This is a genomic window from Aquabacterium sp. (assembly GCF_050725395.1).
In the GTDB taxonomy this organism is placed as follows: Bacteria; Pseudomonadota; Gammaproteobacteria; order Burkholderiales; family Burkholderiaceae_C; genus Aquabacterium.
The window spans coordinates 75544-98027 of record NZ_JBOHHL010000006.1; the positions used below are offsets into that span (position 1 = coordinate 75544).

At 64.5% G+C, this 22484-nt stretch carries 19 protein-coding genes; 16 read left to right on the forward strand and 3 right to left on the reverse strand.

Annotated elements, in window-relative coordinates; genetic code table 11:
* Window positions 1–9: 9 nt before the first annotated feature.
* Both ACREB4_RS06015 and smc read right to left on the reverse strand, forming a co-directional pair.
* Window positions 10–1095, reverse strand: a complete 1086-nt coding sequence (locus ACREB4_RS06015) for a cell division protein FtsZ (protein ID WP_431587293.1) — start codon at window positions 1093–1095, stop codon at window positions 10–12.
* A 30-nt stretch (window positions 1096–1125) separates the two neighbouring features.
* Entirely contained in the window at window positions 1126–4641 is a 3516-nt protein-coding gene (gene smc / locus ACREB4_RS06020) for a chromosome segregation protein SMC (protein ID WP_431587294.1), read from the reverse strand.
* Window positions 4642–4764: 123 nt separating this feature from the next.
* Here smc and queF point away from each other — a divergent pair, with 123 nt between their 5' ends.
* From queF to ahpF, 14 genes are all read left to right on the forward strand, one after another.
* On the forward strand, window positions 4765–5274 hold the full coding sequence (queF, locus tag ACREB4_RS06025; protein ID WP_431587295.1) for a preQ(1) synthase: 510 nt from the start codon (window positions 4765–4767) through the stop codon (window positions 5272–5274).
* Between the two features lie 89 nt (window positions 5275–5363).
* The gene (locus ACREB4_RS06030) at window positions 5364–6512 is read left to right on the forward strand and encodes a diguanylate cyclase (protein ID WP_431587296.1); all 1149 of its coding nucleotides are present in this window, start codon (window positions 5364–5366) and stop codon (window positions 6510–6512) included.
* Window positions 6509–7675 (forward strand): GGDEF domain-containing protein, encoded by a 1167-nt coding sequence (locus ACREB4_RS06035; protein WP_431587297.1) that lies wholly within the window; start codon window positions 6509–6511, stop codon window positions 7673–7675. Before ACREB4_RS06030 ends, ACREB4_RS06035 begins: the two co-directional genes overlap by 4 nt.
* A 68-nt stretch (window positions 7676–7743) precedes the next feature.
* On the forward strand, window positions 7744–8967 hold the full coding sequence (dapC, locus tag ACREB4_RS06040; protein WP_431587298.1) for a succinyldiaminopimelate transaminase: 1224 nt from the start codon (window positions 7744–7746) through the stop codon (window positions 8965–8967).
* Window positions 8968–8992: 25 nt separating this feature from the next.
* On the forward strand, window positions 8993–9817 hold the full coding sequence (dapD, locus tag ACREB4_RS06045) for a 2,3,4,5-tetrahydropyridine-2,6-dicarboxylate N-succinyltransferase (RefSeq protein ID WP_431587299.1): 825 nt from the start codon (window positions 8993–8995) through the stop codon (window positions 9815–9817).
* A 29-nt stretch (window positions 9818–9846) separates the two neighbouring features.
* Window positions 9847–11034 (forward strand): PilT/PilU family type 4a pilus ATPase, encoded by a 1188-nt coding sequence (locus ACREB4_RS06050; RefSeq protein WP_431587300.1) that lies wholly within the window; start codon window positions 9847–9849, stop codon window positions 11032–11034.
* A gap of 16 nt (window positions 11035–11050) precedes the next feature.
* Window positions 11051–12205, forward strand: coding sequence for a succinyl-diaminopimelate desuccinylase (gene dapE / locus ACREB4_RS06055; protein ID WP_431587301.1), 1155 nt, complete (start codon window positions 11051–11053; stop codon window positions 12203–12205).
* Window positions 12202–13071: a 50S ribosomal protein L3 N(5)-glutamine methyltransferase gene (prmB, locus tag ACREB4_RS06060; RefSeq protein WP_431587302.1), complete on the forward strand. Its 870-nt coding sequence runs from the start codon at window positions 12202–12204 to the stop codon at window positions 13069–13071. The genes dapE and prmB overlap by 4 nt, the downstream gene beginning before the upstream one ends.
* Window positions 13072–13274: 203 nt before the next feature.
* Window positions 13275–14786, forward strand: a complete 1512-nt coding sequence (locus tag ACREB4_RS06065; RefSeq protein WP_431587303.1) for a hypothetical protein — start codon at window positions 13275–13277, stop codon at window positions 14784–14786.
* A gap of 19 nt (window positions 14787–14805) precedes the next feature.
* Complete coding sequence (locus ACREB4_RS06070; protein WP_431587304.1) at window positions 14806–15489, forward strand: DUF2238 domain-containing protein; 684 nt, start codon at window positions 14806–14808, stop codon at window positions 15487–15489.
* Window positions 15473–16627 (forward strand): MFS transporter, encoded by a 1155-nt coding sequence (locus tag ACREB4_RS06075; protein ID WP_431587305.1) that lies wholly within the window; start codon window positions 15473–15475, stop codon window positions 16625–16627. The genes ACREB4_RS06070 and ACREB4_RS06075 overlap by 17 nt, the downstream gene beginning before the upstream one ends.
* Window positions 16605–17000 carry a DUF2784 domain-containing protein gene (locus tag ACREB4_RS06080; protein WP_431587306.1) on the forward strand — a complete coding sequence of 132 codons (396 nt, stop codon included), beginning with the start codon at window positions 16605–16607 and terminating at the stop codon, window positions 16998–17000. The genes ACREB4_RS06075 and ACREB4_RS06080 overlap by 23 nt, the downstream gene beginning before the upstream one ends.
* 118 nt (window positions 17001–17118) lie before the next feature.
* The gene (ahpC, locus tag ACREB4_RS06085) at window positions 17119–17694 is read left to right on the forward strand and encodes an alkyl hydroperoxide reductase subunit C (RefSeq protein ID WP_431587307.1); all 576 of its coding nucleotides are present in this window, start codon (window positions 17119–17121) and stop codon (window positions 17692–17694) included.
* Between the two features lie 103 nt (window positions 17695–17797).
* Window positions 17798–19360 carry an alkyl hydroperoxide reductase subunit F gene (gene ahpF, locus ACREB4_RS06090; protein ID WP_431587308.1) on the forward strand — a complete coding sequence of 521 codons (1563 nt, stop codon included), beginning with the start codon at window positions 17798–17800 and terminating at the stop codon, window positions 19358–19360.
* Between the two features lie 20 nt (window positions 19361–19380).
* Here the strand turns inward: ahpF and ACREB4_RS06095 are convergent, their stop codons facing one another.
* Window positions 19381–20298, reverse strand: a complete 918-nt coding sequence (locus ACREB4_RS06095; protein WP_431587309.1) for a LysR family transcriptional regulator — start codon at window positions 20296–20298, stop codon at window positions 19381–19383.
* Window positions 20299–20399: 101 nt separating this feature from the next.
* Between ACREB4_RS06095 and ACREB4_RS06100 the strand changes: the two genes are divergently transcribed.
* Window positions 20400–21269 carry an alpha/beta hydrolase gene (locus tag ACREB4_RS06100; protein WP_431587310.1) on the forward strand — a complete coding sequence of 290 codons (870 nt, stop codon included), beginning with the start codon at window positions 20400–20402 and terminating at the stop codon, window positions 21267–21269.
* The gene (locus ACREB4_RS06105) at window positions 21266–22474 is read left to right on the forward strand and encodes an efflux RND transporter periplasmic adaptor subunit (protein ID WP_431587311.1); all 1209 of its coding nucleotides are present in this window, start codon (window positions 21266–21268) and stop codon (window positions 22472–22474) included. The genes ACREB4_RS06100 and ACREB4_RS06105 overlap by 4 nt, the downstream gene beginning before the upstream one ends.
* The last annotated feature ends 10 nt before the right edge of the window (window positions 22475–22484 follow it).

Sequence of the window (22484 nt, forward strand, 5' to 3'; positions counted from 1 at the left end):
CCAAAGCCGTCAACTGAACAAACGGCGCGCGGCCGCCGAACCCGCGGCCAGGTCACGCGCGGCCAGGGCTTCGTACAGGCGCTGCAACTCACCTTCGATCGACGCGAAAGCGGCAGGCGAGAAAGGTTGCCCCTGGTCGTCGGCCATCAGGGCATCCAGGCCCAGCGACAAGGCCTGGCCCGCCGCGCACCAGGCCTTGAAGGGCTCGCCCTCGGCCGAGGTCTGCGGCACGTCGAAAGACAGGCTCAACTCACGCAGGGTGGCCTGTTCCTGGTCTTCGGCAAAAGCGGCCTGCGCATCGAACTGCAGGGTCAGCACGGGGGGCGCGCCCTCTTCCGTCGATGGCAGCACAAAGCGGCCTGGCAAGGCGCCCGGCAGGAACCCATGGCGCGCGGCCTGCTGCTGCACGTAGCCGATGGACCAGGCGCTGCCCTGGGCGTACAGGCGCAAGGCCAGTTGCGCATCGTGGGCGCTGGCGAAGCCATCCAGCTCTTTCGCGCGGGCCACGATGTCCAGCATGTCAGGGAACTCGGCCGAGGCGCCCATGGCGTCGGCACAGGCTTGCACCTTCTGCACAAACTCGGAGTATTCGATCTCGTTGAGTCCACCGGTGCGGTTGGCCAGCAGCACGCCGGCCTGCAATTCACCGTAGATGACGCCGGCTTGTGGCGCTTCCCACTCGCCGCAATCAACGCGCAGGCCTTCGATCATGAAAGGCTTGCTGCCGGCGCGGCGCGTGGTGGGCAGGTGCAGCAACACGTTGTCGCCACTGACCGGCGTGTCGACCGTCAAGGTGGCGATGGCGTCGATCAGGGCGTCCAGCCGAGGCTGGTTGCGTTTGACCGGCGGCGGCAGGTTCATCGCGCCTGAAGTCAGCTCTTCAGCCGTGGGCTCGCCAGGGACGGTGTCGCCCATCTCGGTGGGGATGGTGTCGGCTTCAGAACGGTCGATGGTGCCGGTGCCCATCGGTTCCAGCGCGGCACGGCGAGGATGGCGCGCGGCATTCTTGCGCGCCGTCCAGGCGCCGTGGGCCACGAAAGCCGCCAGGACCAGGCCGCCCAACAGGGCCAGATACAGGGTGAGTGAATTGTTCATGGAAAGTGGGTTGGTTCTTCTTCGCGTCGCTCAGGCGGCCTGGGCCATCGAGAAGGCGGCCTCCATGTCGACGGCCACGATGCGGGACACGCCTTGTTCCTGCATGGTCACCCCGATCAATTGCTCGGCCATTTCCATGGCGATCTTGTTGTGCGAGATGAAGAGGAACTGCGTGCCGCTGGACATCTGCTTGACCAGCTTGGCGTAGCGTTCGGTGTTGGCGTCGTCCAGGGGTGCGTCGACTTCGTCCAGCAGGCAGAAAGGCGCCGGGTTGAGCTGGAAGATGGCGAACACCAGGGCGATGGCCGTGAGGGCCTTTTCGCCACCGGACAACAAGTGGATGGTGCTGTTTTTCTTGCCGGGTGGGTGGGCCATGACCTGCACGCCCGCGTCCAGGATTTCGTCGCCCGTCATCACCAGCTTGGCCGCACCACCGCCGAACAGTTCGGGGAACATGCGCCCGAAGTGCTCGTTGACGGTGTTGAAGGTGCCGGCCAGCAGGTCGCGGGTCTCGATGTCGATCTTGTGGATCGCGTCTTCGAGCGTGTTGATGGCATCGCTCAGGTCGGCCATTTGCGAATCTAGGAAGCCCTTGCGCTCGCGGGCCGCGGTCAATTCGTCGAGCGCAGCCAGGTTGACGGCGCCCAGGGCGTTGATCTCGCGCTGGATGCGGTCGATCTCGCTTTGCAGTCCATGCAGCTTGACGCCGTTTTCCTGGATGTTTTGCGCCAGCACTTCCAGGTCGACCTCGGCGGCGGTGAGCTGCTCCATGTACTGGGCGCCGCCCAGTGAAGCAGCCTGCTCTTCGAGCTGCAGCTTGGTGATCTGGTCGCGCAGGGGTTGCAGGCTGCGCTCGAACTCCATGCGTTGCTCGTCGGCGCGGCGCAACTGGATGGACAGCTCGTCGTAGCGGCTGCGGGTCTGCCCCAGCGCGGCTTCCTTTTCCAGCTTGACGGCCAAGGCCTCGTCCAGGCCAGTGCCAGCGGCGGTCTCGCTCAGCTTGGCGTGCTCTTCATGCAGGGCGACGGCGCTGGCCTCGTTGGCCTGGATCTGCTGCACGGCAGTCTCGATGCCGCGCTGCAATTCGCCACGGCGGGCCGACATGCTGCGGGCGCTGAACTGGGCTTCTTGCGCCTGGCGTTCCAAGGCGCGCGATTGCTCACGCGCCTGGTTCAGCTTGCGCTCGGCCTCGATCACGCCTTCTTCCAGCTGGGCGTGACGCTCCTGAGCATCGGCCAGGGACAGGTCGAGCTCTTCGAAGCGGGCCTCGCCCATGGCCCGGCGTTCGTTCAACTCCTCCAGTTGGCCGTCGATCTCGGCCATCTCGCCGACCAATTGCTCGCGGCGGGCATTGCTCTGCTGCGCTTGTTGCGTCAGGCGCAGCACTTCCACCTGCAGTTGGTGCGTGCGCTGCTGCAACTCGCTGGTGTCCCGGCGGCTCGTGGCCAGGCGTTGCGAGGCCTCCGTGTAGGCGGCTTCGGCCCGGATCAAGGCAGCGCGGGCTTCGTCGGCCATCATGGCCTGGGCGCGCACCTGCTTTTCCAGGCTCTCGATCTCTTGCGCGCGGGCCAGCATGCCGGCCTGCTCAGAGTCGGGCGCGTAGAAGCTGACGGCGAACTGGCTGACCGTGTGGCCGGCCTTGGTCATGATGACTTCGCCATGCGTGAGCTTGCCGCGGCTGGCCAGGGCTTCTTCCAGGCTACTGGCCGTGTACACGCCCTCCAGCCAATCGTTCAGCAAGGCTTTCAGGCCGTCGTCGGTCAAGCGCAGCAGATCAGACAAGCGCGGCAGCGTCTGGTGCGTGTTGGCGATCTGGCCCGAGGGCGGGCTGTAAAAGGCCAGCTTGGCGGGCGGTGCGTCGTTCTCGAAAGCGCGGACGGTTTCAACGCGGCCCACTTCCAGCGCAGACAAGCGCTCGCGCAGCGCCGATTCCAGCGCGTTTTCCCAGCCGTTCTCGATGTGGATCTTGGTCCACAAACCGGGCAAGCCATCCAGGCCGTGCTTGGCCAGCCAGGGCTTGAGCTTGCCTTCGGTCTGCACCTTTTCTTGCAAGGCACGCAGGGCTTCGAGGCGGGCGGTCAGGTCGGATTGCTTGCTGGCCTGGACATTGGCATCGCTCTGGCGCTCCTTGCGGGCATCGTCCAGGGCGGGCACGGATTCGGTCAGTTCGCCCAGTTGCGCTTCGGCGATCGCCAAGTCTTCCTGGCCCGCTTCCAATTGCCCGGACAACTCGGCCAGGCGCGCTTCATCGGGCGCGGCCAGGGTTTGCTTTTCGGCGGCCAGGCGTTCGCGGCGCAGATTCAATTGGCGCGACTGGTCGTCGATATTGCGCGATTCGGCGGCCAGCAACTGGATCTGCTGCTGCACCTGGCCGGCCACGCCGCGCTGCTCATTGGCCTTTTGCGAAGCTGCGCGCACGGTGTCTTCAAAGGCCGGCACATTGGCGGTCAGCTCTTCGGCCTGGGCGGCCAGGATCTCCGCCTGCTCTTCGGCGGTGGCCATCTTCTCGGCCAGGGTTTCCAGCTCCTCCTCGGCGGAGGCCTTGCGGTCGGCCCACTGGTCGTTCTGGCCTTTCAATTCGGCCAGGCGCTGCTCGACCTTCTGGCGGCCTTCGACGACGTAGCGGATGCGTTCTTCCAGGCGGCTGACTTCCAGATTGGCTTCGGCCAGCACACCTTGCGCGGTGTGCAGTTCATCGCTCGATTCGTAGTGGGCCTGGCGCACGTGTTCCAGTTCGGCCTCGACATGCCGCAACTCGGCCATGCGGCCTTCCAGTGCGTTGGTGGCGCCCAAAATATCCTGCTTGATGCGCGATTCTTCGGTCGAGGCATCGCGGTGCTTCAGGAACCACAGCTGGTGCAACTTCAGCGTGCCTTGCTCTTGCAGGCCGTTGTAGCGCGTGGCGACCTCGGCCTGCTTTTCCAGCTTCTCGAGGTTGTTGTTCAGTTCGCGCAGGATGTCGTCGACGCGGGTCAGGTTTTCGCGCGTGTCCTTCAGGCGGTTCTCGGTCTCGCGGCGGCGTTCCTTGTATTTGGAGACGCCCGCGGCTTCTTCCAGGAACAGGCGAAGCTCCTCGGGCTTGGATTCGATGATCCGGCTGATGGTGCCCTGGCCGATGATGGCGTAGGCGCGCGGCCCCAGGCCCGTGCCCAGGAACACGTCCTGCACGTCGCGGCGGCGCACCGGCTGGTTGTTGATGAAGTAGCTGGACGTGCCGTCGCGGGTCAGCACGCGCTTGACGGCGATCTCGGCGAACTGGTTCCACTGGCCACCGGCGCGCGCATCTTCGTTGCTGAACACCAGTTCGACACTGGCGCGGCTGGCCGGCTTGCGGTTGCCCGAGCCGTTGAAGATCACGTCCTGCATGGATTCCCCACGCAACTCGGACGCTTTCGATTCGCCCAGCACCCAGCGCACGGCGTCCATGATGTTGGATTTGCCGCAGCCGTTGGGGCCCACCACCCCGACCAGTTGCCCAGGCAGCTGAAAATTGGTGGGCTCGGCGAACGACTTGAAGCCAGACAGCTTGATCGAATTCAGGCGCATGCGTGTTGATATCGACTAAGTCATTGATTCATATGAAAAAACACGCAAAATAGCGCATTCAATCGGGTCTGGGATGATAGCATCGGCGACTCTCTCAGATTTCTCCTGCCGCCGCAGTTCAACATGGCCAAAAAAGCCCCCTCTACCCGCGCCGCCAAGAGCGCCCCCGCCGCCGACGCCGTCATCGTGGGTGAGCGCGTCAAACCCGCCACGCCCCCCTCGGCCGCCACCCGCAAACTGGACGTCTTCCCCAATCCAGCCCCTCAGCGCGACTACGTCATTCAATTCCAGATCCCGGAATTCACCTGCTTCTGCCCGTTGACCGGCCAGCCCGATTTCGCGCACTTCACCATCGAATGCATCGCCGACAAGCTGTGCATCGAACTGAAGAGCCTGAAGATGTACATGTGGAGCTACCGCAACGACGGCGCCTTCCACGAAAAAGTCACCAACGCCATCCTGGACGACTTCGTGAAGGCCATCCAGCCGCGTTACCTGCGCATCACCGCCAAGTGGTATGTGCGCGGCGGCATCTACACCAATGTGGTGGTCGAGCACCGCCAGAAGGGCTGGAAGCCTTTGCCCAAGGTCGAACTGCCGCAACATTCGGCGGAAACCGGGCTGCTTGGCTGAAATTGCCCGATTCAGGGTTTCAGGACATGTAACTTGATGTCAAGGCCCTGGGTTTTCAGCCGATAAGGGTGGAACAACATGTCCACCTGATGAAATCATCCCCCTGGTATTCACCTCTGGCTGACTGGGCGCTCGGGCAACATCCGGTCACGCGGCGCCACACCCTGCAGGTTTTGGGCACCCTGCAGATGTACGCCGTGTCCATCGGCATCCAACTGCACTCTGTTTACCTGGGTTTGCTGGACCGGCACATCGTCGAAGTCCTCACCCTGTATTGCGCACTCACCTTCATCCCGGTGTTCGCCCTGGTGCGTTCGGGATGGAGCCAACGGCTGCGCGACCCCGTGATGACCTTCCCGCACGCGCTGGCCGCCAACGCGGGTTGCGTGCTGGCCTTCGGTCTGCTGGGCGAGCACCGCGGCAACGTCATGATCCTGATCGGCCTGACCATCGTGGCCTCCATGTTCCGACTCAAGCCCGCCCGCGTGCTGACGCTGGGCATGCTGAGCGTGGGCATGCTGGCCGTGGCGTCCCTGGCCATGAGCTGGTCCGACCCGGTCCGCTACCCGGCCACCAAGACCTGGGCCATCCTGGTCGTGGGCGGCTCGACCCTGCTCATGCTGTCCATCGTCGCCAAGTGGATCAGCGACATCGGCGTGCGCCTGGGCCGCCAGACCCGGGACTTGGCCGAAGCCGTCCGCACGGTCGAACAAATGGCCACCACCGACGTCCTCACCGGCCTGCTGAACCGCCGCGTCATGACCGACCTGGCCGAGGCCGAACTCAAGCTGATCGAGCGCAGCGGCGCGCCCCTGTGCGTGGCCCTGATCGACCTGGACCATTTCAAGGACATCAATGACCGCTTCGGCCACCACGCGGGCGACACGGCGCTCAAGGGCTTTGCGCAATGCACGGCACCGCAGTTGCGGCAGGTCGACAAACTCGGGCGCTGGGGTGGCGAAGAATTTTTGCTGCTGTTGCCGCAATTGAGCCAAACCGAAGCCTGGACCGCCCTGGAGCGCCTGCGCCAGACCGTCGAAACGCAGATCTTCCAGGACCACGCCTTGATGCAATTGACCTTTTCGGCCGGCATCGCCCAGGCCCTGCCCGGCGAAAGCCTGGAGCAACTGGTCGACCGGGCGGACCAGGCGGTCTATGAAGCCAAGCGCACAGGCCGCAACCGCTGCGTGATCGCCAACCTGGCCCACGTGCCGGACGAGGCGGAGGCCCAGGCATGAGCGAGGTCCAGGCACTCAACCCGAAGGACGACGATCCCATCCTGAACGGCGTGGGCAAGCTGGTGGCGCTGATCTTCGGGCCGGACCGGCACACGCGGTCACGCACCGCCGCCATCCTGATGTGCGCGCTGATGTACATGATCTGCTGTTGGGCCGCGTTCTATGTGGCCGAGCTGGGCATGATCCGCCCCTTCGCGCCGCGCCTGCTGCTGGTCACCACCGTTCCGGTGTACGCCGTGCTCTACGCCCTGATCCGCTCTGGCAAAACGCGGCACTTCAAAGACCCGGCCTTGATGATTCCGCAGAACATTTTTGCCCTGTTGAGCATTTCGTTCGCCTACACGGCCCTGGGGCCCTACGACCGTGGCGTGGTGATGGTGCTCATTGCCCTGGTCATGGTCTTCGGCATGTACACGCACACCCCCAAGCAATCGGCGCTGGTGGGCGGTGGCGCCATGCTGTTGCTGGGGCTGAGCATGGGGGTGCTGTCGCACATCGATCCCGCGTACTACCCGCCGAAATTCGAGCTGATCCGGTTCGAGCTCATGGTCGGAACCCTGCCACCACTGACCTTCACGGCCTACCAGATTTCCACCTGGCGCAACCGCCTGATCAAGCAGCGGCGCGAACTGAAACTGGCCCTGGAGCAGGTTCAGCAACTGGCCACGCACGATTCGCTGACCGGCCTGTGCAACCGCCGCCACATGCAGGACAAGCTGGAAAACTGCGTGGGCCGCTTCGACCGTTACGGCGAGCGCTTCACCGCCGTGCTGATCGACCTGGACCATTTCAAGCAGGTCAACGACCGCCATGGCCACCGCGTGGGCGATGACTGCCTGAGCAACTTCGCCAAGGCGGCCGTGACCGTGCTGCGCGACACCGACACCATCGCCCGCTGGGGTGGCGAGGAGTTCCTCATCCTCATGCCCAACACCTCGCAGGACAAGACCACCGTGGCGCTGGAGCGCCTGCGCACCGCCCTGGCCGACACCGCGCTGTCGTCCGCGGTGCCGGCTTTGCGCGTGACCTTCTCGGCCGGCGTGGCCGTGCACGACAGCGTCACCTCGCTGAGCCAGACCCTGGAGCGCGCCGACCAGGCCCTGTACCAGGCCAAAGCCCTGGGCCGGGACCGGGTGGAAATGGCGCCGCCCGTCAAGCGCTGAACACATTCCCGCACATTCCGCGCTAACCCGCGCCACCAGTCGGCCTGGGGGCTGGGATAATCCCGGGCATGAATCCATTGCTGTCCAAACTGCAGCCTTACCCTTTCGAGCGGCTGCGACAACTCACCGTGGGCGTGAAGCCCAATCCGGCGTTGCGCCCCATCAGCCTGGGGATCGGCGAACCCAAGCACCCCACCCCTGCCTTCATCAAGCAGGCCCTGACCGATGCCTTGGACGGCCTGGCCAGCTACCCGGCCACCGCCGGCGAGCCCGTGCTGCGCGAATCCTGCGCCCATTGGGTGCAACGCCGCTATGGCTTGTCGCTTGATCCGGCCACGCAGATCCTGCCGGTCAATGGCTCGCGCGAGGCCCTGTTCGCCTTGGCCCAGGTGGTGATCGACCCCAACTTGCACCGCGAAGCGGGTGGCCCGGCGGTCGTCTGCCCCAACCCGTTCTACCAAATCTACGAAGGCGCGGCCCTGCTGGCCGGTGCCCGCGCGGTGTTCGCCAACTCCGATCCGGCGCGCAATTTCGCGGCCGACTGGTCCAGCATCCCCGAATCGACCTGGGCGACCACCCAGTTGCTGTACGTGTGCTCGCCGGGCAACCCCACGGGTGCGGTGATGCCGCTGGACGAATGGGCCAGGCTGTTTGAACTGAGCGACCGGTTTGGTTTCGTCATCGCGTCCGACGAGTGCTATTCCGAGATCTATTTCCGCGAAGGCCCTGGTGCCGCGCCTCTGGGAGGCCTGGAAGCCGCCGCCAAGCTTGGCCGCGGCGATTTCAAGAACCTCATTGCGCTGACCAGCCTGTCCAAACGATCCAATGTGCCCGGACTGCGCTCGGGTTTCGTGGCCGGCGATGCCGAGTTGATCAAGGCCTTTTTGCTGTACCGCACCTACCATGGCAGTGCCATGAGCCCTTCGGTGCAGCGCGCCAGCGCCGCCGCCTGGGACGACGAAGCCCACGTGGTCGACAACCGCGCCCTGTACCGGCAGAAATTCGAACAGGTCACCCCCATCCTGGCCGAAGTGATGGACGTGGCCTTGCCCGACGCGAGCTTCTACCTGTGGGCCGGTGTTCCAGCGCAGGTCGGCGGCGGCAGCGACGAGTGGTTCGCGAAAGAACTGCTGGCTCAATACAATGTGGCCGTTCTGCCAGGCAGTTACCTGGCCCGCGAATCGAATGGCATCAACCCCGGCGCAGGCCGTGTCCGCATGGCCCTGGTCGCCAGCGTGGACGAATGCCTTGAAGCCGCGCAGCGCATCCGCGCCTTCATCCAGTCTTTCTGATCTTCACTTTTTGATTGTTCCAAGCATGACTACCCAAGCACTCCAAACCACCATCGACAACGCCTGGGAACAGCGCACCACGCTGTCCGCGGCCGCGGCCCCCGCCGAAGTGCGCGATGCCGTCAACCACATCATCGACCAGCTCGACGGCGGCAAGCTGCGCGTGGCCGAGAAGATCGATGGCGACTGGGTGACCCACCAGTGGATCAAGAAGGCCGTGCTGTTGAGCTTCCGCCTGAACGACAACGTGCCCATGGGCGACGGCCCCCTGCAGTTCTTCGACAAGGTGCCCACCAAGTACGCCGGCTGGTCCGACGAACAGCTGCGTGCCAGCGGCGTGCGCGTGGTGCCGCCCGCCGTGGCCCGCCGCGGCAGCTTCCAGGCCAAGAACGTGATCCTGATGCCCTCCTACGTCAACATCGGCGCCTACATCGATGAAGGCGCCATGGTCGACACCTGGGCCACGGTCGGTTCCTGCGCCCAGATCGGCAAGAACGTGCACTTGTCCGGCGGCGTCGGCATTGGCGGCGTGCTCGAACCCCTGCAAGCCAACCCCACCATCATCGAAGACAACTGCTTCATCGGCGCCCGCTCCGAAGTGGTCGAAGGCGTGATCGTGGAAGAGAACTCGGTGATCTCCATGGGCGTGTACATTGGCCAGAGCACCAAGATCTATGACCGCGCCACGGGCGAAGTGACGTACGGCCGCATCCCCGCCGGTTCGGTCGTGGTCAGCGGCAACCTGCCCAGCGCCGATGGCAAGTACTCCCTGTACTGCGCCGTCATCGTCAAGCGGGTCGACGCGCAAACGCGCTCCAAGACCAGCATCAACGACCTGCTGCGCGCCTGATAAAAAACCGATCCCCAAGGAGACACTTGATGAGTGAAGGCAACCTGGAACGAGTCCTGCGTTTGATGGCCGAGAAAAAGGCCTCGGACGTTTTCCTGTCGGCCGCCACACCCATCCTCATCAAGCTCCATGGCCAGATCCTGCAACTGACCGACCAGCCGCTCAAGCCCTCGCAGCCGCGCCAATTGCTGGCCGAGATGCTCTCGCCCACGCAGATGGAAGAGCTGGACGACACGGGCGAGCTGAACGTGGGTTTGACGATTCCTGGCGTGGCCATCTTCCGGCTCAGCGCCTTCAAGCAGCGCGGTTCGATCGCGGCGGTGTTCCGGCACATCCCGTCCGACATCCCGCCGCTGGAAACGCTGAACCTGCCCGAGGTGCTGTCCTCGCTGGTGATGGAAAAGCGCGGCCTGATCATCCTGGCCGGCGCCACCGGCTCGGGCAAGAGCACCACCTTGGCCTCGATGCTCGAACTGCGCAACCAGCGCATGACGGGCCACATCCTGACCATCGAAGACCCGATGGAATTTTTGTTCTCGAACAAGAAATCGGTGGTCAACCAGCGCGAAGTGGGCCGCGACACGGCCTCGCTGCAGGTTGGCCTGCGCAATGCGTTGCGCCAGGCACCTGATTGCATCCTGATCGGCGAAATCCGCGACCGCGAAACCATGACGGCGGCCATCTCGTACGCGCTGTCGGGCCACTTGGTGCTGTCTACGCTGCACGGCAACAACAGCTACCACGCACTGGGCCGCATCCTGTCCTTCTACACGCCCGAGTCGCGTCCGGCCTTGCTGAGCGACCTGTCGTCGGGCCTGAAGGCGATCGTGTCGCAGCGCCTGTTGCGCGCCACGGCCGGTGGGCGCATCCCGGCGGTCGAGGTGCTGCTCAACACCAAGCTGGTGTCCGAGCTGATCGAAAAAGGTGATTTCAGCGGCGTCAAGGAAGCCATGGAAAAGTCCATGGCCGAAGGCTCGCAAGCTTTCGAGCATGACATCGCCCGGCTGATCGGCGAAGGCCTGATCACGCGCGAGGAAGGCCTGGCCAACGCCGACTCGCCCACCAACCTGATGTGGCGCTTGCAGAACGACCAGGGCGCCTCGTCGAAACTCACGCCCAAAGCCGAAGACTCCGAGGAAGGCCCGTCCTTCACCGAGATCACGCTGGACGTGAGCAACGACGACCGCGTCAGCGGCTTCGGCTCCACCCGTTTCTGACCGAGATTGTCCGACCATGACCGCCACCCTGCGCCTGACCGAGGCGCTGATCGCCCGTTCCTCCGTCACGCCCGACGACGGCGCTTGCCAGAGCCTGTTCATCGAGCGCCTGCAGGCCCTGGGCTTCGAATGCCACCCCCTGACCTTCGGCCCTGCCGAGGCCCCCGTCACCAACCTGTGGGCCATCAAGCGCGGCGCAGGCCATGCCAGCGGTGCCCCCACCCTGGTCTTCGCCGGCCACACCGACGTGGTTCCCACCGGCCCGCTGGACCAATGGACCAGCCCGCCCTTCGTGCCCACACACCGCGACGGCATGCTCTATGGTCGGGGCGCGGCCGACATGAAAGCCTCATTGGCCGCCATGCTGGTGGCCACCGAAGAGTTCGTCGCGGCGCATTCGCAGCACCAGGGCAGCATCGCTTTCCTGCTGACCAGCGATGAAGAAGGCCCCTCGGTCGATGGCACCGTCAAGGTCTGCGAATGGCTCACGCAACGCGGTGAGCGCCTGGACTGTTGCATCGTGGGCGAGCCCACCTCGGTCAGGTCCGTCGGCGACATGATCAAGAACGGCCGCCGCGGTTCGCTGTCGGGCAAACTGCGCGTCAAGGGCGTGCAAGGCCACATCGCCTACCCGCACCTGGCCAAGAACCCGATCCACCTGGCGGCACCGGCGCTGGCCGAACTGGCTGGCATCACCTGGGACCAGGGCAACGACCACTTCCCACCCACCAGTTGGCAGATGTCCAACATCCACGCCGGCACGGGCGCGAACAACGTCATCCCAGGCGAACTGGTGATCGACTTCAACTTCCGCTTCTCGACCGAATCCACGCCCGATGGTTTGAAGGAACGGCTGCAAGCGGTGCTGACGCAGCATGGCCTGGATTTCGCCATTGACTGGACACTGGGCGGCCGCCCCTTCCTGACCCGCCCCGGCACTTTGATCGAAGCCATCTCGGGCGCGATCAAGGACGTCACCGGCCTCAGCCCCGAGCTGTCCACGACCGGCGGCACCTCCGATGGCCGCTTCATCGCGCAGATTTGCCCACAGGTGGTCGAGTTCGGCCCCGTGAACGCCAGCATCCACAAGATCGATGAACATGTGGCGGTGGCCGACATCGAGCCCTTGAAGAACATCTACCGCCAAACCCTGGAAAGACTGTTGTCGTGACCACCGTCATTGAACTGATCGAAGCCGCCAGCGCCCGCCTCACCCAGGCGGGTGTTTCTTTTGGGCACGGCACCCTCAACGCCTTCGACGAAGCCGCCTGGCTGGTGCTGTGGCAATTGGGCTTGCCCATCGACGACCTGGATGGCGCGGCCGAGCAGCCCGTCGATGCCGCCCGGCAAGCCGAGGTCCAGGCCCTCATCCAGCAGCGCATCGACACGCGCCAACCCGCGGCCTACCTGACGAAGGAGGCGTGGCTTCAGGGCGTGCCCTTCTACGTGGACGAGCGCACCATCGTGCCCCGCTCCTTCATCGCCGAATTGATCGCCGATGGCAGCATCGACCATTGGCTGAGCGACCGCACCCGGCGCGTGCTGGACCTGTGCACCGGCAACGGCAGCCTGGCCGTGATCGCCGCCATGGCCTACCCCGACGTGACCGTGGACGGCCTGGACATCAGCGCCGATGCCCTGGCCGTGGCCCGCATCAACGTGGACAAGCACGACCTGGCCGACCGCATCACCCTGATCCAGAGCGATGGCCTGGCGCAAGCCCGCGGCCCCTACGACCTGATCCTGTGCAACCCGCCCTATGTGAACGCGCAGTCCATGCGCGCCCTGCCCCCCGAGTACCTGGCCGAGCCCGAACTGGCTTTGGCCTCGGGCGACGACGGCATGGACTTCACCCGGGCCCTGCTGGCGGCGCTGAAGGACCACCCGAGTCGCCATCTCTCGCCCGATGCGGTGCTCGTGCTTGAAATCGGCCATGAACGCGAGAACTTCGAAAAAGCGTTCCCCGATCTGGAAGTGATCTGGCTGGAAACCAGCGGCGGCGACTCATCCGTGTGCGTCATCACACCGGGCGCCTAGCCTCGAAGCCCCAGGATCAGGCAAACCGCCCTGCATTGCCCCGGTTTGGACCTGGGCACCGACATCCATGCTGGCCCGGAAAGTGCTCTTGATGCACATGGGAGGGAAAAGTGCCAGCTTTCGACAAATGCACCAAAAACAGAAGCTGAGGACGGTGACGCACTTTTGCCCCGAGAGCCATCTTGTTTTTTCGAGGGCAAATCATGCAGAGCACCGCATTACCGTCAACCTTGACCAACGAGGTTCGATACGACCTCGACAAGGTCCTGGACATCCTGGCCATCAGCCTGCTTCTGATCTACTGGATGGCCTTCATCACCTTGTCGCCGACCCGACTGAGCACCAGCATCGTCGACGATTCCTACATCTTCCAGAAAGTGGTGGACAACCTGTGGGAGGGGCGTGGCTGGACCTACAACCCCGGCACGCAGGTCAACCCCATCACCTCGCCGTTCTATGCCTTCGTGCTGCTGGTCGCCAAGGCCTTTGGCGCCCAGGCACCGACCACCATCAGCGCCTGCTACATTTTCGGCTTGATCGCCCTGGGCGTCGGCGTTTACTTCGGCATGAGGAAGTCGCACGACCAGGTGCTGTCGTGGTTGATGGCCGCGCTGGTCAGCAGCACCTTCGTGCTGACCAACTCATGGGGCATGGAGACCAGCATCTTCCTGGCTTGCCTGGTCTGGGCGGTGCTGACCTTCGTGAACCAGCAGTACCTTGTCTCAGGCCTGCTGTGCGCCTGCGCGGCATTGTCCCGGCCCGAAGGCCTGGCCTTGATCGGCATCCTGGCGGGCACCCATTGGTTGAAGGAGCGCCGCATCCTGTGGGGAATGGTGGGCATCTTCGCCGTGGTTCTGCTCCCATGGCTCGTTTTCTCATGGCTGGCTTACGGACACATCCTGCCCAACAGCGTGTCGGTGAAGGCCATGCAGCACGACATCGGCTGGTTCAAGACCCAACCCTCCTGGCTCAGGTTCTTCCTGAGCCAGCCCAGGGTCGCCTGGTTGACCTATCCTCTGGCCGCACTGGGCTTCTACCAGGCTGGTCGCGCTTACTGGCGCGGCGATCGATTCGTCGCCCTGGTGATCTTGTTCGGGCTCGTGCAAGCCAGCGCCTACGCCATCATGAACGCCCCGCCAGGCTACCTCTGGTACGTGGCACCGGGCAATCTGGCCGTCGACATGGCGGTCATCCTGGGCGCCTTCTGGCTCTGGCAGAAAGGCTCGCCCAGCCTTTCGCGAAAAGTCCTGGCCCAACTGCAAAAACCGCTGATCGGGATGCTGGTTTTCTTGGTGGCCATGGTCGGGCTCAGCCGGCTGACCATCTCGCCCGTCAGCCTGATCAAACCGTACCGGCTCACCACCGAGTACACCTTGGCGGGCGAATGGATCAACAACCACACGCCCGCGCACTACATCGTGGCCGCGACCGAGATCGGCTACCTGGGCTACTTCTCGAAACGGGAGATCCGGGACATCCATGGCCTGATCCACCCGGAAGCCCTGCCCTCGCTCAAAAGGGAAGAATGGGACTGGTGGTTCAAGACCAAGCCACCCGACATCATCGTGGTGCACTCGCCGCCCTGGTCCGGTGAGCCTTCGGACACGGCGGGCTGGCCGGCCAAGAGTTTGGAGGATTTCCGAACCGGATACGAGAAGGTGGCTTCGTTCGGCACCGTCGACATTTACCAAACCACCAAGCCAGCATCACCGTGAGAGGTTTTCGAGTTGGGGCATGATGCCCGCCAACTCGGAACATTTCTCCTCGATGACCCCAGCTCAATCGAACCGGCAACGCACCAAAGCACTGGCGATCGCCTCTGTCCTGCTCATCGCCTTGCTGGCGCTGTCAGGCCTTCACCCCTATGACCAGGCCACCTGGGTGCTGGAAGTCGCACCCGTGCTCATCGCCCTGCCCCTGCTCTGGGCCAGCTACCAGCGCTTTCCCCTGACCACCTTGTTGTACGTCGGCATCTTTGCGCACGCCTTGGTGCTCATGCTCGGAGGCGCCTACACCTATGCCCGGGTGCCCTTGGGCTTCCAGATTCAAGACTGGCTCGCGCTTGAGCGCAACCCCTACGACAAGATCGGCCACTTCTTCCAGGGCCTGGTCCCGGCCCTGGTGGCCCGCGAGATCCTGGTCCGTGGCCAGCATGTGAACGGCACCAAGATGCTGGCGTTCGTGGTGGTCTGCATCGTGCTGGCCATCAGCGCCACCTATGAATTCATCGAGTGGGGGGCAGCACTGGCGATGGGCCAGGGTGCCGACGAGTTCCTGGGGACCCAAGGCGATCCCTGGGACACGCAGTCGGACATGTTCTTTGCGCTCATCGGCGCGGTCACGGCCCTCCTGCTTTTCTCGCGCCTGCAAGACCGCCAGATCCAGCGGCTGACGAACACGCATGCCGACGACCGCTGAGCGATCGCATTCGACCTGGGCGATCCGAGGACAATTCTTCGCCGCTGGCGCCCTGTTCGCCACTTGGGGCGTTCAGGTCCCCACGGTCAAGGCGCACTTCGGCCTGAGCGAGCAGACCTTGGCTTTTGCCATGCTGGCCGCCGGCATCGGCTCCGTCACCGGCCTGACCCAGGCGGGCCGCGTCATCGGCAAGCTCGGGCCACGCAGTGTGGCCTTCACCGCTGGTCTGGCCGCCGCGGTGGCCATTGCCCTGCTGCTGGCCACGAGCCACTATGCGGTGTTGCTGGTGTTGATGTTCTTGTTCGGCATCGCCGCCAGCTTGTTCGACGTGGCCATCAATGTGGCGGCCAGCGAGATCGAAAGCCAGGCCAAGCGGCCCTTGATGAGCGGCTTCCATGGCCTGTTCAGCCTCGGTGGCATGGCGGGCGCCGGTCTGGGCAGCGCGCTGCAAGGCGTGGGCGTGGCCGCGCCTCAGCACCTGCTGTTGGCCGGCGTGATCTGCGGCGTGCTCACCATCTGGGGCTGCCTGCACATGCACCGAGGCCGAGACGCCAGCGCCGATGGCGGCGTCGTGCTGCCGCGCGGCGTGCTGGGCCTGATCGGCGCCCTGGCCGCCGTGGGCCTGCTGTGCGAAGGGGCCATCTACGACTGGAGCGTGCTCTACATGCGCGAATCATTGCAGGCACCTGCCGCCACGGCCGCCCTGGCCTACGCCAGTTTTTCCGGCGCCATGGCCGCCACCCGTTTTGCTGGCGATTGGGTGCGCGCGCGCTGGTCGTCTGTCAGGCTGGTGCAGGTGTGCGGCGCGCTGGCGGCCATCGGCCTGGGACTCACCTTGACCTCCAGCAGTGCCTTTGTCGCGCTGGTCGGCTTCGCCTTGATCGGACTGGGGCTGGCCAATGTGGTGCCGGTGTTGTTCAGCGCTGCGGCGCGGGTGCCTGGCGTGGCGCCTGCCGATGGCATTGCCGCCGTCGCGGCCTTGGGCTACCTGGGCATGATGGTCGGCCCGCCCCTCATCGGCATGGTGGCCGAATGGCAGTCGCTTTCCGCCGGCTTGGCCTTGGTCATGGTGTTCGCGGCCCTCCTGAGCCTGGCCGCGCGAACCGCCCTGCGGCATGATCGACCCTCCGCCGACTGAACGCCGCCTCAACATGCCCTACGCCATCCTCGCCAACGCCCTGGTGATCTTCCACCTGGCCTTCGTGCTTTTCGTGGTGCTGGGGGCCGCCCTGCTGTTCAAGTGGCCCACCCTGGTCTGGGTGCATGTGCCAGCGCTGGCCTGGGGCATCTTCATCGAACTCACCCAGGGCATCTGCCCTTTGACCCCGCTGGAAAACCGCTGGCGCTTCAAGGCGGGCCAGGAAGGCTACGAGGGGGGATTCATCGACCACTACATCATGTCGCTGCTCTACCCCAATGGCCTCACCCCAACGGCGCAAATCGTGCTGGGCGTGGCGCTGGTGGTGCTCAACGTGGTCCTGTATGGCCTGTGGATTCGGACAAGATTGTGACCACAGCATAGCCCTTGCCAATCGATCAGATTTGATCATTCAATCTTGCCAATGACCAAGCTGGCCTACCATTGACAATGTTCTGTTCAACAACCACCAACCTACAAGGAAACAAGCCATGAGCCTGATCAACACCCAAGTCCAACCTTTCAAGACCGAAGCCTTCGTGAACCGCGGCGGCAAGGGTGAATTCATCACCGTGTCCGACGAAACCCTGAAGGGCAAGTGGTCCGTCCTGATCTTCATGCCGGCTGCTTTCACCTTCAACTGCCCCACCGAGATCGAAGACGCCGCCAACAGCTACGACGAGTTCCAGAAGGCCGGTGCCGAGGTCTACATCGTGACCACCGACACGCACTTCTCGCACAAGGTCTGGCACGAAACCTCCGACGCCGTCGGCAAGGCCAAGTTCCCCCTGGTCGGCGACCCGACCCACAAGCTGACGCGCGCTTTCGACGTGCACATCGAAGAAGAAGGCCTGGCCCTGCGCGGCACCTTCATCATCAACCCCGAAGGCATCATCAAGACCGCTGAGATCCACAGCAACGAGATCGCCCGCGACGTGTCGGAAACCGTGCGCAAGCTGAAAGCTGCCCAGTTCACCGCTGCCAACCCTGGCCAGGTCTGCCCTGCCAAGTGGAAGGAAGGCGCCAAGACCCTGACGCCTTCGCTGGACCTGGTTGGCAAGATCTGATCTTTGCCTGATTGACTGACTAATTGTTGTACCGCCCCCTCCAGGCTCACGAGGCCCGTGGGGGGCACCCTCTCCAGAAATCCAACACGAAAGGATGCACACCATGCTCGACGACACCCTCAAGGCCCAACTCGGCGCTTACCTGGAGCGCGTCACCCAGCCGTTCGAGATCGTGGCATCGCTGAACGACTCCGAGACGTCCCGCGAGACGCTCGAACTGCTGCAGACCATCGTCGGTTTGCGCAGCGACAAGATCACTTTGAAGACCGACGGCCAGGATGCTCGTCGGCCCTCCTTCGCGTTGCGGCGTGATGGCAGCGAAACGCAACTGCGCTTTGCAGGCCTGCCGCTGGGCCATGAATTCACCTCGCTGGTGCTGGCCCTGTTGTGGACGGGCGGCCACCCGCCCAAGGTCGAACAGGACGTGATCGACCAGATCAAGGGCCTGGACGGTGACTTCAATTTCGAGGTCTACATGTCCCTGACCTGCCACAACTGCCCCGATGTGGTTCAGGCGATGAGCCTGATGGCCATCCTCAACCCCAAGGTCAAGACCACGGTCATCGAAGGCGGCGCCTTCCAGGATGAAGTGAATGCCCGCGAGATCATGGCCGTGCCCATGGTCTACCTCAATGGCCAGGTCTTCGGCTCGGGCCGCATGACCGTGGAAGAGATCGTGGCCAAGCTGGACACGGGTGCCGCCGCCAAGGAAGCCCTCAAGCTCAGCGGCAAGGAAGCTTACGACGTGCTGATCGTCGGCGGCGGCCCGGCCGGTGCTGCTGCGGCCGTGTACGCGGCGCGCAAGGGCATCCGCACCGGCGTGGCGGCCGAGCGCTTTGGCGGCCAGGTGAACGACACCCTGGCCATCGAGAACTACATCTCGGTGCTCGAGACCGACGGTCCCAAGTTCGCCATGGGCCTGGAAGCCCATGCCCGCACGTATGACGTCGACATCATGAACCTGCAGCGCGCCGAACAGCTCATCCCGGCAGCGCAGCCGGGTGGCCTGATCGAGGTCAAGCTGGCCAACGGCGGCTCGCTCAAGGGCAAGACGGTCATCATCTCGACCGGCGCGCGCTGGCGCAATGTGAACGTGCCCGGCGAACAGGAGTACAAGAACAAGGGCGTGGCCTATTGCCCGCACTGTGACGGCCCGCTGTTCAAAGGCAAGCGCACGGCCGTCATCGGCGGTGGCAACTCGGGCATCGAGGCCGCGATCGACCTGGCGGGCATCGTGGCCCACGTCACCGTGATCGAGTTCGCCGACCAGCTCAAGGCCGACGCCGTGCTGGTGCGCAAACTCAACAGCCTGCCCAACGTGACCGTGCACACCAATGCCCAGACCACCGAGATCACCGGTGCCGAAGGCAAGGTCAACGGGCTGCGGTACAAGGACCGTGCCACGGGCGAAGAGCACCTGGTGCCGCTGGAAGGCGTGTTCGTGCAGATCGGCTTGGTGCCCAACACCGAGTGGCTCAAGGGCACGCTGGAGCTGTCACGCCATGGTGAGATCGTGGTCGACAACCGCGGGGCCACGTCCATCCCGGGCGTGTTCGCGGCGGGCGACGCGACCACGGTGCCGTTCAAGCAGATCGTGATCGCAGCGGGCGATGGTGCGAAGGCGGCGTTGAGCGCGTTTGACCATTTGATCCGCGCTGCGGGCTGATTCCAGCAACCATTGACGGATCAGTTGACCGGGCGCCTCAAGCCTGGGGCGTTTTCAAAGAACTCGGCCACCCATTCCACGAAGGCCTGAACCTTGGTCGACAGGTGCCGTTTCGACGCGTAGACCACATAGAGCGGCACCGGATCGCTCACCCAATCCGTCAGCACGGCTTGCAACAGGCCTTGCTGGTGATAGCGCTGGTAGGCAAAGCTAGGCACCGTGCCAATGCCCATGCCCGCCAGGCACGCGTCTTCGTAGACCTTGGAGTCGTTCAAGGCCAAGCACGTGTCCGGCGTCCACTCCAGCCGCTCGCCGTCCTTGGAAAAATCCCAGGGCGTGACGCGGCCTGAAGCCGGCAAGAAGTAGTTGATCAAGGTGTGCTGGTGCAGATCGTTGGGATGACGGGGCACGCCATGCTGGGCCAGGTAGGCCGGTGACGCCGACGGCACGAACCACATCGACCCGATGCGCCGCGCGATCAAGGACGAGTCGTTGACCTCGCCCGCCCTGATCACGCAATCCACGCCTTCGCTGACCATGTTGACGGGCCGGTCGCTGCAGCCCATTTCCAACCGGATCCTGGGATGCCGGGCCAAAAAATCAGGCAGCCCCGACACCATCAAATAACTGGCCATGCCGGTGAACACATCCACGCGCAAGCGTCCGTTCGGATCACCCTGGCGTGAAGACACCGACTCGTCGGCTTCACGCAAGTCATCGAGGATGCGCAGGCAGCGCTCGTAGTACGAGGCGCCATCGGCCGTCACCGTGACCTTGCGCGTGGTGCGGTGCAACAGGCGCACGCCTAACTGGCTTTCCAGGTCCTGGATGAGGGTGGAGACCGTGGCCTTGGGGGCCTGCATCAACTCGGCTGCGCGCGTGAAACCGCCGGTGTCCACCACCCTGACGAAGGCTTCCATGGCCTTTAGTTTGTCCATTGTTCAAATTCCTGAACAGTCAATTCGTTATTTGCCAGTTTATTACCAACAGGCAAACAAATACAGTGCTACCTCGTTTCACCAACCGCAGTGGTCCGCCCATGTCCAATTCAGCCGTCGACGACGCGCCAGATGCCATCTTCGAGTGGCCGGGCAGCAGCGGACCGCTGCATTTGCGGCTGTACCGGGGCGCTCCTGGAAAAGCCAGCGATGCGTTGATGGTGTTCTTCCATCCTGGCGGCTTTGTCGTGTCCGACATCGAATCGACCGACGCCTGCTTTCGCGTGCTGGCCGACAACTGCAAGATCAACATGCTGGCCCCCTGCTACGCCCTGGCGCCTGACCGGCCGTTTCCTGCCGCCGTGGAAGACGCGCACGCCGTGCTGACACTGACCCACGAGCATCGGCGCGCCTTGTTCTGGAAAGGCACGAACCTGTTCGTCGGTGGCGTTGAAGCTGGCGGCAACCTGGCCGCCGTGTCCGCCCTGGTCTGCCGCGACCGGCAGGGCCCCAAGCTGGCCGGACAAGTGCTGGTCATGCCCATGCTCGACGCCAGCATGCGGTGCGACTCGATGCGCCACGCCGCCGACCAGCCCGACACCGCCGAAGTGGCCCAGGCCCTGGAGCGCAGCTACCGCACCTACTTGCCCCACCCGTCCGACCGGCTGCACCCTTACGCCAGCCCGTTGCAGGCCAGCCGCCTGACCGGCCTGCCCCCCGCTTTGATCATGCACACCGAAGGCGACCCGCTGTCCGACGAGGCCCGGGCCTACGCCAACAAGCTGGTGCACGCCGGCATTTCCGTGGACCAGATCACCCTCCCTCCCGCCGACGTCAACAACGTCAGCGAGCGCTGCGAAATCACCGCCGACGACCCCTGCGTGACCGCGCTGAGCGCATTTCTTGCAGCACACCGATCAGCCCAGACCTCTTCCAGTTCCACCATTTCCAAGAAACCGAGCCAAGCATGAAAACCTCTTTTGACTCCTCCCTGAAACGGCCGGCGCAAGCCGGTTTCGCGCTGGCCATGCTGGCCGCTTTGACCATGCTGCTGAGCGGTTGCGGCAAGGAGCAGGACGCCCACGCGGCGCCCGCCGGTGGTGCACCCCAGGCCATGCCGGTGAGCGTGGCCGAAGTCCTGTCCCGACCCGTGGCCGAACAACGCGAGTTCTCCGGCCTGATCGAGGCCATCGACCGTGCCGAACTGCGCCCCCGCGTGTCGGGCTACATCGACAGCGTCAACCTCAAGCCCGGCATGCTGGTCAAGAAGGGCGACGTGCTCTTCGTGATCGACCCCCGCCCCTACCGCGCTGCGCTCGCCCAGGCGGAAGCCGCCGTGGCGGGATCGCAGGCCAAGGCCGAACTGGCCAAGACCGAGCAAGAGCGCTCCAAGAAGCTGCTGGCCGACAATGCCATTGCCCAGCGCGACTACGACGAGCGCACCGCCAATGTGCGCCAGCTGGACGCCGCCGCGCGCGCCGACCAGGCCGCCCTGCAAACCGCCCGGCTCAACGTGGAATGGACCACCATCCGCGCCCCCTTCGATGGCCGCGTCGGCAAGGCCGAGGTCACCGTGGGCAATTTGGTCGATGGCAACACCGTGCTGACCTCGGTGGTGTCGGCCAGCCCGATGTACGTCAGCTTCAATGGCGACGAATCGACCTACCTGCAACTGGGCAAGCAGGCGCGCGCCAACCCGGCCGCCATGAAGCTGCGCATCGGCCTGGCCAATGAAAAAGGCTTCCCGCATGAAGGCAAGCTGGAGTTCGTGGACAACCGCGTGGACCCGGTCGCCGGCAGCGTGCGCATGCGCGGCCTGATCGACAACAAGGATGGCCTGCTGACGCCCGGCTTGTTCGCACGGGTCCAGGTCGGCACCGCCTCGCCCACCGGTGCTGAATCGGCGCTGGTGGCCGAGCGCGCCATCGGCACCGACCAGAACCGCAAGTTCGTCTACGTGGTCAACGACAAGAACACGCCCGAATACCGCCCAGTTCAACTGGGCACGCAAGTGGGCGCGTTGCGAGTGGTCACCTCCGGCGTGAAGCCGGGTGAGCGCATCGTGGTCGATGGCCTGCAGCGTGTGCGCCCGGGTGCGCCTGTGGCCCCGCAAGTCGTGCCGATGGATGCCCCCGAAGGCGGCGCATCCGGCGCGGCCGCTGGTGGCAAGAAGTAAGGACACCACC